Raw genomic sequence first — 12,612 nt, 5'->3', positions numbered from 1 at the left:
ATAGAGATTTGATGCGATAGTTTGTCCGAAACGAACCAGAGGAGACGTGGCCGACGATGACGCTGCAATTCGATCTGTCGACCCGCCGGGTGTTGATCACCGGAGCCGGACAAGGCGTCGGCCGGGGTCTCGCTGATGCCTTCACCGCGGCAGGAGCCACCGTGCTGGTCAATGATCTCCGCGCTGACCGGGCCGAGGCCGTCGCCGCAGAACTCCGGGAGGCCGGCGGTGACGCGGTGGCGGTGCCGTTCGACGTCACCGACTATGCGGCCGTCACCGAGGCGGTCGCTGAAGTCACTTCGACGGCCCGCCCCGTCGACATCCTGGTCAACAATGCGGGCAACGCCGGAGCCGAGGGCTTCGCCGCCCGAATGCCGTTTGCCGAATCCGCTCCAGCGGACTGGGATCCGTTCCTGCGAGTGAATCTCTACGGGGTGCTGCACTGCACGCGGGCGGTGCTGCCGATGATGGTCGAGCGGCAGTGGGGCCGGGTGGTCACCATCGTCTCGGATGCGGGACGGACCGGCGACGCCAGCGGCGCGGTGTATGCGGCGGCCAAAGCCGGGGCCGCGGGCCTGACCCGGTCGATCGCGCTGGAGAACGGCCGCTACGGCATCACCGCCAACAACATTGCGCTGGGCACCATGCGGACGCCGCTCACCGAACCGCTGTGGGCGGAGATGGCCGACTCGCCACAGGCCAAGGCGATCCTGTCGCGCTACCCGATCCGCAGGCCCGGTCTGCCCGAGGACGTCGCCTATCTTGCGGTGCTGCTCGCCAGCGACCACGGATCCTGGATCACCGGGCAGACGCTACCCGTCAACGGCGGCTACTCCTTCGCGATGTGAGGTCGCCGGGGCCGCGGCGACGATCGCGGTGATGATGTCGTGGAGCGCCTCGGGGGAGCTGATCGTGCGGTCGCCGCGGGCCACGGCGAGCATCAGTCCGCTGATGAAAGTCATCAGCACATAAGCCTTTTCATCGATGACCTCCGGATCGGTGCCTGCCGGGCAGAGGCCGAGCACGACGTTGCGGTGCAGCTCGAAGAAGTGCTCCTGGTTGCGGCTGAACGCCTCGGCCAGGGCGGCGTCGCGACTCGATGGCATGACCAGTTCATAGCGAGCCTTGCTACGGACCAGGCGTGCGCCGGTTCCCGAGCGGATCACCAGCCGGGCCAGGCCGTCCGCTGCTGACAGGCCGTCGTCGGGAGATTCGGACCGGGTGGCCGCGGTGAGGTCGGCGAGGTCGAGATCGGCGATGCGATCGGCGGCCGCGCGGATCAACGCCGCGCTGGTGCGGAAGTAGAACGACGTGGTGCCGTCGGCGACGCCGGCCTTGCGGTCGACCTTGAGGTGGGTGACGCCCTTGATGCCCTCACGGGCCAGCAGAGTGATTGCCGCATCGCATAATTCGCGGCGGCGCTGTTCCGGGTTCTGTTTGCCTCCCACGCGGTACCTAACGGCGGGCCGGCTCGGGCACGTGTTCCGGCCGGACTCCGGTGCCCACCAGATAGGCCGGGATGGCGCTGAGTTGGGGGAACCGGCGCATGATGCTGCCCAGCACGCCCGGCGGGGTGATCTCGGCACCGGCCATCACCGGCTTCATCACCTGACGGTGCAGGATCCGTTGAAAGCCCTGGGTGACGGTGGTGGGCAGAAAGCGTTGACGCTGCACCGCGGCCAGGTCGGATTCGGTGACCCGGTGCTCGCGCAGCGGCCGGTACAACAGGCGCGCGGCCGCGGCGGCATCCTGGATCGCGACGTTGATACCGACCCCGCCCACGGGTGACATGGCGTGCGCGGCATCGCCGATGCACAACAACCCGTCGCGGTGCCAACGCGGCAGGCGGTTGAGTTGTACGTCAAGGTGTTTCACGTCATCCCACGAGGTCAGCGTGCCGGCGTCGGCTTCGGGGATCAGCTCGGCCAGCTCGGTGTGGAAGGCGTCCAGGCCGCGGGCCCGCAGCGCGGCGTCGCTGCCCTTGGGGATCAGGTAGGCCACCTGGAAGTAACCCGTCCGGGGGATCATGATGAGCGCGCGGCCCGGCCCGGTACGCGGGATCAGCGAGTACTGGCCGTCCTCGGTGCGCGGCAACCGGAACCACCACACGTCGAACGGCACCGGATAGTCCTTGGTCTTCAGCCCGGCTTCCCGCCTGACCACCGACGTGCGCCCGTCACATGCGACGGTGAGCTCGCCGCGCAGTTCGCCGGCCCCGTCCGGGCCGGTGTAGCGCACGCCGGTGATCCGCTCACCGTCGCGCAACAGCCCCGTCACCTCGGTCTGCATGAGCAGGGTGAAGTTGGGTTCGCACTTCCCGGCGTCGGCCAGTAGATCGAGGAAATCCCACTGCGGCACCATCGCCACGTACGGGTGCGGTTGGCGCAGCCGGCGGAAGTCGACGAAGGTCACCGGCTCGCCGTCGACCGGGAACTCCGCCTTCTCCACCTTGCTGTAGCCGGTCTTGCCGAACTCGTCGAACAGGCCCAACTCGTCGAGCATCCGCATGGTGCTGGGATGCACTGTGTCACCGCGGAAATCCCGCAGAAAATCGGCGTGCTTCTCCAGCACGGTCACCGCCACTCCGCACCGGGCCAGGATGAGCCCGAGCATCATCCCGGCGGGCCCACCACCCACGATCACGCAGGTGGTTTCCGGTGCAGGGGCATCAGGCATGGGCGAGTCCGTTCAGCGCGGCAGGCAGGGGTCCGGTGTGCAGGACCCCGAGGCGCTGCGTCGCACGGGTGAGGGCGACGTACAACTCGGCGGCACCCCGATCGCCGTCGGCCAGGATCCGGGCGGGCTCCACGACGAGCACGGCGTCGAACTCGAGGCCCTTCGTCTCCGACGGTGCCACCGCGCCGGGGACATCGGGCGGCCCGATCACCACGCTGGTGCCGTCTCGCGCCGCTTCGTCGCGCACGAATTCCTCGACAGCAGCGGGGATTTCGGTGGCGCTCAACTGCCTTGACCACGGCTGCACCCCGCAGGCGCGGACCGATTCCGGTGGCGTGACAGACGGGGCGAACTCGGCCAGCACCGCACCGGCCACCGCCATGATCTCGGCCGGGGTGCGGTAGTTGACCGACAGTGTCCGGTAGACCCAGCGGCCGGGTACATACGGCTCCAGCATGGTGCCCCAGGACCGGGCCCCGGCCGCCGAGCGGCGCTGGGCCAGATCGCCGACCACCGTGAAGGACCGCCGTGGGCAACGACGCATCAGCACCCGCCAGTCCATCTCGGACAGTTCCTGGGCTTCGTCGACCACAACATGACCGTAGGTCCAATCCCGGTCGGCCGCAGCGCGTTCGGCGAGTTCGCGAGTATCGCGTTCGAGGAACCGGTCGGCCAGGTCCTCCGCGTCGATCAGGTCGCTGGCCAGCAGGTGGTCTTCGTCGTCCATCAGATCCTCGCGGGCGATCATCAGGTCGAGAACCCCCGCGGCGTAGGCGGCTTCCTCGCGCCGTTCGCGTTCGGCGGCTTCGTCGGCCGCCTTGTCCCGGCCCAGCAGGTCGACGAGCTCGTCGAGAAGGGGCACGTCGGAGATGGTCCAGGCGGTTCCGTCGGCGCGGAACAGCCGGGCATCGGCGCCGGCCGCGGCCAGCCGCTCGGGCGACGAATACAGCGGGGCGAGGAGGGTTTCCGGGGTGAGGATCGGCCACAGCGCATCGAGTGCGGCAGCGAATGCCGCGTTGTCGTCGAGTTCGCTGACCACGCTCGCCCGCAGCTCCTCCCAGGCCGCCTTGTCCTGGCGGCCGAGCCAGCCCTTGCCGATGCGGGCCACGGCCCGCTCGGTCAGGACGTAGGTGACGATGTCGCGGAATGTCGCGCGGGCCTCGTTGTGCGGCAGCCCGGTCTCGCGGGCCTCCTCGATCGCCCACTGCGCGGTTTCGGCGTCGATGCGCACGGTGACATCGGGCAGTTCGATCAGGATCGGCTCGTCCGGGACCGCCTGGCGGTCGGCCACCGCGGCGGCCAGCACGTCGAGGATCTGCAGTGAGCCCTTGATCGCTGCGGCCTCGGGCGCGTCCTCGGCGGTGACGTGCAGGCCGGGGACCAGGTCGCCGGGTGTCATGAACACCGCGTCGGATTCACCCAGCGAGGGCAGGACCCGGCCGATGTGGTTCAGGAATGCCTCGTTGGGGCCGACCACCAGAACGCCGTGACGTTCGATCCGCTCGCGGTGCGTGTAGAGCAGGTACGCCACCCGGTGCAGCGCCACCACGGTCTTGCCGGTCCCGGGCCCGCCCTCGACCACCAGCACGCCGAGGTGCTCGTTGCGGATCACCTCGTCCTGCTCGGCCTGAATCGTCGCGACGATGTCGCGCATGCCCTCGCCGCGCGGGGCGTTGACCGCGGCCAGCAGCGCCGCATCGCCGGAGTCTTCTCCGGTGGGCCGGCCGAGCACCTCGTCGGTGAAGTCGAGTATCCGGCGCCCCAGCGTGCGGAACTGGCGCCGCCTGCGCATGTTCTCCGGATGGGCCCCGGTGGCGGTGTAGAACGGGCGGGCCAACGGTGCCCGCCAGTCCAGCAGTAACGGTTCGTAGTCGTTGTCGCGGTCGAAGATGCCCAGGCGCCCGACGTAGAGATGTTCTCCGGCAACGGTTTCCAGCCGCCCGAAGCACAGCCCGTTGTCGGCCACGTCGAGCCGGTTGCCCTCTTTGGCCAGCGCCCGCACCTCGGCGTCGCGCTCCACCGCGGAGCCGCCGTGCTCGCGTAGCGCGGTGCGGTAGCGGTCGCGCACCCGGGTGCGCTCGGCGTCCAGGCGGGTATAGAGCCCGTCGACATAGCTCTGTTCCGACTTCAATTCGTCGTCGTGTGCGTCAGCTGGCACGTAGCCCTCAGTTCTCTTGCTTGCCCGTGAAAATGGCACAGAGTCAGTCGATCTTCCCTATCCCATCCGGCCCACGTCCACGATACGCAGCACCGCGGTTCCCTCCTCGTCGCTGGCGGCCAGGTCCACTTCCACATCGAAGCCCCAATCGTGATCTCCGGCAGGGTCTTCGAGGATCTGTCGAATGCGCCACACCTGAGGCTGCCGATCGAATATCAGCAACGCCAGCCCACGTGCGTCGGCTCCGGTGCCCACCTCGGCGTGTTCGTCGAAATACGCCTCGCCGGCCTCGGCCCAGCGCTCGGCCGTCCACGCGCTCGCCGCGTCGAGCGCTCCCAGCTCGTCCCAGCGCGACCGGGCGAACAGCTCGACGCGGCGGAACAACGCGTTGCGCACCATCGCGGTGAACGCCCGCTCGTTGCCCGTCAGTGGGCGTGGCCGGGTCGGCACTGCCACAGGTACATCGTGTGGCTGATCCGGGCTGGTGAGTTGCTCCCACTCATCGAGCAGGCTGGAATCCACCTGGCGCACCAGTTCGCCCAGCCACTCGACGATGTCGGCCAGCGCTTCGGTGCGGGCCGTGGTCGGCACACCCGAGCGCAGCGCCTTGAACGCATCGGACAGGTAGCGCAGCACGGCACCTTCGGAGCGGGTCAGCCCGTAGACGCTGATGTATTCGCGGAAGGTCAGCGCGCGCTCCCACATCTCGCGCACCACCGACTTGGGTGACAGGTGTCCGTCGGCCGCCCACGGATTGGTCTGCCGGTACACCTCGTAGGTGTGTTCCAGCAGTTCTTGTAGGGGCTTGGGATAGCTGACCTCGTCGAGCAGCTCGATGCGTTCGTCGTATTCGATGCCGTCGGCCTTCATCTGTGCCACGGCCTCGCCTCTGGCCTTGTTCAGTTGGGCGGCCAGGATCTGACGGGGGTCTTCCAGGGTGGCCTCGATCACCGAAACCACGTCCAGCGCATAACTCTCGGCTTCGGGGTCCAGCACATCGACCGCGGCCAGTGCGAAGGTCGACAGCGGTTGGTTGAGCGCGAAGTCCGGGGGCAGGTCGACCGTCAGCCGGTAGCGGCGCCCGCCCTCGTCGGGAGCGTCGAGACGTTCGAGCACCCCGGCCTGCAGCAGTGAGCGCGCGATGCCGACCGCTTCCCGAATGTGCTTCAGCTGCCGCTTGCGGGGCTCGTGGTTGTCGGTGAGCAGTCGTTGCATCGCCAGGCATGGGTCGCCCGGGCGGTCGACCACATCGAGGATCATCGCCGTGGACACCCGCATGTTGCTGGTCAAGGCTTCGGGGCTGGCTTCCATCAGCCGGTTCATGGTGGCCTCTCCCCACGGCACCATGCCCTCGGGTGCCTTGCGGCGTACCAGTTTTCGGCGTTTCTTGGGATCGTCGGCCACCTTGGCGAACTGTTTGAGGTTCTCCACCTCGTGATCGGGCGCCTGGACGACGACGGTGCCCGCGGTGTCATAGCCCGCCCTGCCGGCCCGTCCGGCGATCTGGTGGAATTCGCGAGCGTTGAGCAGCCGCGTCCGGGTGCCGTCGTACTTGGACAGGGCGGAGAACACCACGGTGCGGATCGGAACGTTGATGCCGACGCCGAGAGTGTCGGTGCCGCAGATCACCTTGAGCAGCCCGGCCTGGGCCAGCTGTTCCACCAGGCGCCGGTACTTGGGCAGCATGCCGGCGTGGTGGACACCGATGCCGTGGCGCACCAACCGTGACAGCGTGGTGCCGAAGGTCGTCGAAAAGCGGAAGCTGCCAATGTGTTCGGCGATCGCGGCTTTTTCTTCCTTGGTGCAGACGTTGACACTCATCAGTGCCTGGGCCCGCTCCAGTGCCGAGGCCTGGGTGAAGTGCACGACGTAGACCGGCGCCTGCCTGGTGTCGAGCAGGTCGGCGATGGTCTCGTGCATCGGCGTGGTGGCGTACGAGAAGAACAGCGGCACAGGTCTTTCCGCACCCGCCACCAATGCGGTCGGACGTCCGGTGCGGCGCGTGAGGTCCTCGCGCAGGAAGGTCACGTCGCCCAGCGTCGCCGACATCAGCAGGAACTGGGCCTTGGGAAGTTCCAGCAGCGGTACCTGCCAGGCCCAGCCGCGGTCGGGGTCGCCGTAGAAGTGGAATTCGTCCATCACCACCAGGCCGATGTCGGCGTCGGCACCCTCCCGCAGCGCCAGGTTGGCCAGGATCTCGGCCGTGCACGCGATGATCGGCGCGTCGGCATTCACCGACGCGTCCCCGGTGAGCATGCCGACATTGTCGGCCCCGAACACATCACACAGCGCGAAGAACTTCTCACTGACCAGCGCCTTGATCGGGGCGGTGTAGAAACTGACGCGGTCCGCGGCGAGCGCCGCATAGATCGCACCGGTGGCCACCAGGGATTTGCCTGAGCCGGTCGGCGTCGCCAGGATCACGTTCGCTCCGCTGACCAGTTCGATCAGCGCCTCCTCCTGGGCCGGGTACAGCGTGGTGCCGTTGGCCTCGGCCCAGCCGGCGAAGTCGGTGAACAGAGTGTCGGCGTCGCCGCCCTTGGCGCGCAGCGCCGACAGGTCGTTCGGATCGTCGAGCAGGGGAGTGGTCATATTGATGACCAGCGTGCCAGTTCGCCCGCACCGGCGATCGTCCCGGTCGGTACCCCATACGGTGCACCGGCCGGGACCGACCCGGCGCCGTTATCCGAACTGCCCCGGCTGGTAGCCGCCTGCGGGCTGCTGCACGATCACGTTCAAACGGTTGACCGTGTTCATGAAAGCGATCAGGCACACCAGCGCGGCGAGTTGGTCCTCGTCGTAGTGTTTGACCGCGTTCGCCCACACCTCGTCGCTGACCCCGCCCGCCGCATCGGCGATGCGAGTGCCCTGTTCGGCCAGCTCGAGGGCCGCGCGTTCGGCCTCGGTGAACACGGTCGCCTCGCGCCACGCCGCCACCAGGTGCAGGCGCTGCTGGGTTTCCCCGGCCAGGGCCGCATCCTTGGTGTGCATGTCGGTGCAGAAGCCGCAGCCGTTGATCTGGCTGGCGCGCAGTGCCACCAGCTCCTGCGTGGACTTTGGCAGCGCCGAGTCTGTGATCACCCTGCCGGCCGAGGTGACGTACTTGAGCATCTTGACGGCGGTCGGGTTCTCGAACAGATTCAAACGAGCATCCATGGTGACTCCTAGTCGATGGTGATTACCCCCTCAAGACACCGCCAATCGACGAAATGTGACATGTGCGCCGGACGCGGCGTTGCCTGCGTCCGGCCGCCGTGCCCGATAATCACCGGGTGCCGATACCGACCACCCTTGAGTCCGTCCTGTTGGTGGTCGTCGTGCTGTTGTTCGGGGCGTTCGTCACGTTCCTCGTGCTGTTCATCGTGAGCCGGCGGCAGCTGACGAAGGCCCGGCGAGAGATCGAGCGCATGCGGTCAGAGGACGAGGACCGCCGCCGCAGGCGCCGTCGCGGGGTGGCGCCGATGGCGATCAAGACGGTTTTCCAGACCGCGGACATGCTGATCAACAAGGGGCTGGGCGCCACCGTGCGCAATTCCATCGAAGATCTGGCGGGATGGGCCCAGGTCGAACGCCCGGATCTGGCCCGGCTCACTGCCGATGGCCGCGTCGTCATCGTGTTCTCCGATATCGAAGGTTCGACCGAGTACAACGCGGCGATGGGTGACCGGGCCTGGGTGAAGCTGCTGGAGAAGCACAACAAGCTTGTCCAGGCACGCGTCGACAAACACGGTGGTCACGTCGTCAAGACCCAGGGCGACGGGTTCATGATCGCGTTCGCCGATCCGGAGAACGCGGTGCGGTTCGCCACGGATGTGCAGCGCGCGCTGGCCGAGAGCCCGCAGCGGTGGCAGGCGATCCGGGTCCGGATCGGTGTGCACATGGGTACGTCGGTGCGCCGCGGCGACGACTTGTTCGGGCTGGATGTCGCGATGGCGGCCCGTGTCGCCGGTCAGGCCGACGGCGGCGAGATCCTGGTCAGCGAGCCGGTCGAGGAGGCGGTCAAACACCTCGATGACGTCCGGCTGGGTGCGCCCCGCGAAGTCGAACTCAAGGGTCTTCCCGGGACCCATCGGCTCTACCCGGTTGTCAGCGTCGAGCAGCGGGCGCTGGAGGCGGCGGCTGGACGTGACGTGTGACCCATTGCGCGGCCAGCTTGATCAGGCCGGACTTCGGATAGCTGACGTGCGCATTCCAGTCCCGGCCGAGCGAACAGATGGGGTCGTTGGTGTTGCACAGATCGGCGGTCCTGGCACCGAAGTCCGGGCTCATCCGGGTCAACGGCTGGCCCAGACGCGCCGACGGATTACCGAAGACGACGACGGAGGCGACCCGCGGCACCACCGTGGCGGGCAGCGGAGCCGTGTAGCCGAGCCCCGCGATGGGTGAGGTGGCCACCACGTCCACCACGGCCGCGCCCTGCGAGTAGCCGCCCATCACGATCTTGGTCTTGGGGCATCGCGCCGCCGTGGCCTGGACGCGCTTGCTCATGTCCGTGGCGCCGGCGGCGGCTTTCATGAAATCCCACGATGCGGGATATTGCACCGCGTAGGTGCCGATCGTCGAGCCTTTGACCATGGGACGCAGCGTCTCGACGAACGCCTTGCCGACGTTTCCGATGCCCGCGGGCTCGTCGGTGCCCCGCGCGAAGACGACCTCGATGTCAGGGCAGTCCGGCGCGGCGGAGGCCGAGGGCATCGCGAAGGGCGTGGAGACCGTGCCCACCGCGGCGGCCGCAGCCACTGCTGCGATGCCCGCGAGGGCCGATACCTTGACACCCACTAGTCACTTCTACCACTGTTTTAACAGCGATGCCCAGGCATATCGGATCCGGGTAACGGGTATCACCTACCGGTGACCAGCCACGTTCTCGACGAACTCCTGCACATCGAACGCGCCGGATGGGACTCGTTGTGCGAGTCGACCGGCGCGGATTTCTACGGTGAGCTGATGCTGCCCGAGGCTGTCATGGTGCTCGCCAACGGCATGGTGATGGACCGCAACACCGTCGTCAGCGCACTCGCGCAATCCCCGCCGTGGCGTGCCTATGAGATCAGCGGCGTGCGGCTGATCGCCGTGGACGACGACAACGCGGTTCTGGTCTACGTCGGTACGGCCTATCGCGACGGGGAGGAGCCCGCGTTCGTGGGCGCCATGTCCAGCGTCTACCACCGGGTCGACGGCACCTGGAAGCTCGCGCTGTATCAGCAGACCCGCAAGCCGGACCAGTAGCCGCGCGTCACCTCGGCGGTCGGGCCGCCGGCCCTCCGCATATGGTCGAGCGGTGACGATCGCCTACGACGAAGCCCTGCGCGAACGCATCGGGGCGCATCTGGCGGGGCACGAGCGCCGCGCCGTGACCGATCCGACGAAGCGGCACGCGGCCGTCGCGGTGGTGCTGGTCGACTCCGAACTCGGTGAGGACCGGGTGGATCCGGCTCCCGTCGACGAGTGGATCGACGGCCGGCCGATGCCGGAACCCGGGCTCGACGGGCGCATGGTGGATGTTTCCGGCGGCGCGGCGTTCTTGTTGTGCCGCAGGGCATCTCGGCTGTCTTCACATGCCGCGCAGTGGGCGCTGCCCGGTGGCCGGCTGGACCCGGGAGAGACCGCGGTGGAGGCGGCGCTGCGGGAACTGGACGAGGAGGTCGGGGTCAACCTGCCCGACTCGGCGGTTCTGGGCTTGCTCGACGACTATCCGACGCGTTCGGGGTACGTCATCACCCCGGTGGTGATCTGGGGTGGCGGCCGGCTGGATCTGCGCCCGTCGCCCGACGAGGTGGTGGCGGCCTACCGGGTGGGGTTGCATCAATTGCAACGTGAGGATTCGCCCCGCTTCATCACCATCCCGGAGAGTCCGCGCCCGGTGGTGCAGATTCCGTTGGGCAACGACCTGATCCATGCCCCGACCGGCGCGGTGTTGTTGCAGTTGCGGTGGCTGGCCCTTGAGGGCCGCACCGATCCGGTCGACGAACTCGAACAGCCGGTCTTCGCCTGGAAGTAGCGCTCAGGCCTCGTGTCCGGGCGACAGGTCGGCCACGTCGGTGAGGCTCACCCAGGGCTGCGGCTCGTCCGGGGCCTGGCCGGTGACCGGATTCAGCAGATACCCGACGTGGTCGCCGAGGTCGACCCGGTCGAGGATCGCACCGACGAACCAGGCCGGAGCGGCATCGAGGATCGGCACCCCGGCGGGGCCGGCCCTCCAGCCGCACCGGGCGAACTTGTCGACCTCGTCACCGGTCTGCCCACCGAACCAGCGGGCCAGCTCCAGCTCGTCCCGAGCCAGCAAATGCACTCCCAGATGATCGGCCGTGTCTGCCGCGGCGAACGTGTGGTTCTTCTTCGAAATCCCGACCAGGAATCGAGGTGGATCGATGCTTGCCTGCGTGGTGAACCCGACCAGACAGCCCGCCGGTCCGTCCGCGCCATGTGCCGTCACAACGAACATCGGATAGTCGAGCAGCCCGACGAATCCGTCGAAACCTTCCCAGCTCTGCGCCACCAGACCATTGTCGCCGCCGCGGTGCCGGTTTGGCACCCATCGTGCGGGGTAGCCACCTCAGCGACATCGACAGCGATGGGAGTGCACCTGTGAAAGCCGTTACCTGGCACGGCCGGCGCGACGTCCGGGTGGAGACCGTGCCGGACCCGAAGATCGAAGAGCCGACCGACGCGATCATCGAGGTCACCTCGACCAACATCTGCGGTTCGGACCTGCACCTCTACGAGGTGCTCGGTGCTTTCATGCACCCGGGCGACATCCTGGGGCACGAACCGATGGGCATCGTCAGAGAGGTGGGCTCGGGAGTCGGGAGCCTGTCGGTGGGCGAGCGCGTGGTCATCCCGTTCCAGATCTCGTGCGGGCACTGCTTCATGTGCGATCAGGATCTCTACACGCAATGCGAGACCACCCAGGTTCGCGACCAGGGGATGGGTGCGGCGCTGTTCGGCTATTCGGAGTTGTACGGCCAGATCCCTGGTGGCCAAGCCGAATACCTTCGGGTGCCGCAGGCCCACTTCACCCACATCAAGGTGCCGGACGGTCCGCCGGATTCCCGGTTCGTCTACCTCTCGGACGTACTGCCCACCGCGTGGCAGGCCGTGGCCTACGCCGAGATTCCCGAGGGCGGCTCGGTGACGGTGCTGGGGCTCGGGCCGATCGGTGACATGGCGGCCCGCATCGCAGACCACCTCGGCTATCGCGTGATCGCGGTGGATCGCATCCGGGAACGGCTGGCCCGCGCGGAAAATCGTGGCATCACCACGATCGATCTCAACTCGCTCGACGAACCGGTGGGTGACGTGGTGCGGTCCATGACCGACGGCCGTGGCACGGATTCGGTGATCGATGCGGTCGGTATGGAGGCGCACGGCTCGCCGGTGGCCTCGGCCTTGCAGAAGATCACCGCATTGATGCCTGATTCGATCGCCAAACCGATGATGCAGACGGCCGGCGTGGACCGACTGGACGCGTTCTACTCAGCGATCGACATCGTGCGCCGCGGCGGCACCATCTCGCTGATCGGCGTGTACGGCGGCATGGCCGATCCACTGCCCATGCTGACCTTGTTCGACAAGCAGATTCAGCTGCGGATGGGCCAGGCCAACGTCAAGAAGTGGGTCGGTGACATCTTGCCGTTGCTCGGCGATGACGACCCACTGGGCGTCGACGATTTCGCCACCCATGTGCTGCCCCTCGACGAAGCGCCCCACGGCTACGACATCTTCCAGAAGAAGAAGGACGGTGCCGTCAAAATCGTGTTGAGGCCGTAGGCGTTTCG

At 67.7% G+C, this 12,612-nt stretch carries 12 protein-coding genes; 5 read left to right on the top strand and 7 right to left on the bottom strand.

Annotation, left to right across the window (positions count from 1 at the left end; all coding sequences use genetic code 11):
• Nucleotides 1-56: 56 nt before the first annotated feature.
• Nucleotides 57-848 carry an SDR family NAD(P)-dependent oxidoreductase gene (locus QQ25_RS00195; protein ID WP_039376519.1) on the top strand — a complete coding sequence of 264 codons (792 nt, stop codon included), beginning with the start codon at nt 57-59 and terminating at the stop codon, nt 846-848.
• On the opposite strand, the gene QQ25_RS00190 is transcribed toward QQ25_RS00195, so the two are convergent.
• The 5 genes from QQ25_RS00190 to QQ25_RS00170 form a co-directional block, all read right to left on the bottom strand.
• A complete protein-coding gene (locus tag QQ25_RS00190) occupies nt 813-1,448 on the bottom strand; it encodes a TetR/AcrR family transcriptional regulator (RefSeq protein ID WP_039376518.1) in 636 nt (211 codons plus the stop codon). The two genes, QQ25_RS00195 and QQ25_RS00190, sit on opposite strands and share 36 nt — an antisense overlap.
• A gap of 7 nt (nt 1,449-1,455) precedes the next feature.
• Nucleotides 1,456-2,676 carry an FAD-dependent oxidoreductase gene (locus QQ25_RS00185; protein ID WP_039326538.1) on the bottom strand — a complete coding sequence of 407 codons (1,221 nt, stop codon included), beginning with the start codon at nt 2,674-2,676 and terminating at the stop codon, nt 1,456-1,458.
• The gene (helR, locus tag QQ25_RS00180; RefSeq protein WP_110812333.1) at nt 2,669-4,834 is read right to left on the bottom strand and encodes an RNA polymerase recycling motor ATPase HelR; all 2,166 of its coding nucleotides are present in this window, start codon (nt 4,832-4,834) and stop codon (nt 2,669-2,671) included. Before helR ends, QQ25_RS00185 begins: the two co-directional genes overlap by 8 nt.
• A gap of 57 nt (nt 4,835-4,891) precedes the next feature.
• Entirely contained in the window at nt 4,892-7,426 is a 2,535-nt protein-coding gene (locus QQ25_RS00175; RefSeq protein ID WP_039376516.1) for a DEAD/DEAH box helicase, read from the bottom strand.
• Nucleotides 7,427-7,516: 90 nt separating this feature from the next.
• Nucleotides 7,517-7,990, bottom strand: a complete 474-nt coding sequence (locus tag QQ25_RS00170) for a carboxymuconolactone decarboxylase family protein (RefSeq protein ID WP_039326535.1) — start codon at nt 7,988-7,990, stop codon at nt 7,517-7,519.
• Between the two features lie 122 nt (nt 7,991-8,112).
• On the opposite strand from QQ25_RS00170, the gene QQ25_RS00165 reads away from it, so the two are divergent.
• Entirely contained in the window at nt 8,113-8,970 is an 858-nt protein-coding gene (locus QQ25_RS00165; RefSeq protein ID WP_039376754.1) for an adenylate/guanylate cyclase domain-containing protein, read from the top strand.
• On the opposite strand, the gene QQ25_RS00160 is transcribed toward QQ25_RS00165, so the two are convergent.
• Complete coding sequence (locus tag QQ25_RS00160; protein WP_110803495.1) at nt 8,921-9,529, bottom strand: cutinase family protein; 609 nt, start codon at nt 9,527-9,529, stop codon at nt 8,921-8,923. The genes QQ25_RS00165 and QQ25_RS00160 overlap by 50 nt on opposite strands.
• 156 nt (nt 9,530-9,685) lie before the next feature.
• Between QQ25_RS00160 and QQ25_RS00155 the strand changes: the two genes are divergently transcribed.
• Complete coding sequence (locus QQ25_RS00155) at nt 9,686-10,063, top strand: nuclear transport factor 2 family protein (RefSeq protein WP_039326531.1); 378 nt, start codon at nt 9,686-9,688, stop codon at nt 10,061-10,063.
• A 52-nt stretch (nt 10,064-10,115) separates the two neighbouring features.
• On the top strand, nt 10,116-10,835 hold the full coding sequence (locus tag QQ25_RS00150; protein WP_039326529.1) for an NUDIX hydrolase: 720 nt from the start codon (nt 10,116-10,118) through the stop codon (nt 10,833-10,835).
• A gap of 3 nt (nt 10,836-10,838) precedes the next feature.
• Here QQ25_RS00150 and QQ25_RS00145 read toward each other — a convergent pair whose 3' ends face one another.
• Nucleotides 10,839-11,279, bottom strand: a complete 441-nt coding sequence (locus QQ25_RS00145) for a flavin reductase family protein (RefSeq protein ID WP_082017368.1) — start codon at nt 11,277-11,279, stop codon at nt 10,839-10,841.
• Between the two features lie 143 nt (nt 11,280-11,422).
• Here QQ25_RS00145 and QQ25_RS00140 point away from each other — a divergent pair, with 143 nt between their 5' ends.
• Nucleotides 11,423-12,604 (top strand): zinc-dependent alcohol dehydrogenase, encoded by a 1,182-nt coding sequence (locus QQ25_RS00140; protein ID WP_039376514.1) that lies wholly within the window; start codon nt 11,423-11,425, stop codon nt 12,602-12,604.
• The last annotated feature ends 8 nt before the right edge of the window (nt 12,605-12,612 follow it).

It is taken from the genome of Mycolicibacterium setense, from assembly GCF_000805385.1.
In the GTDB taxonomy this organism is placed as follows: domain Bacteria; phylum Actinomycetota; class Actinomycetes; order Mycobacteriales; family Mycobacteriaceae; genus Mycobacterium; species Mycobacterium setense.
This window is presented reverse-complemented; position numbering and strand designations above follow the sequence as displayed.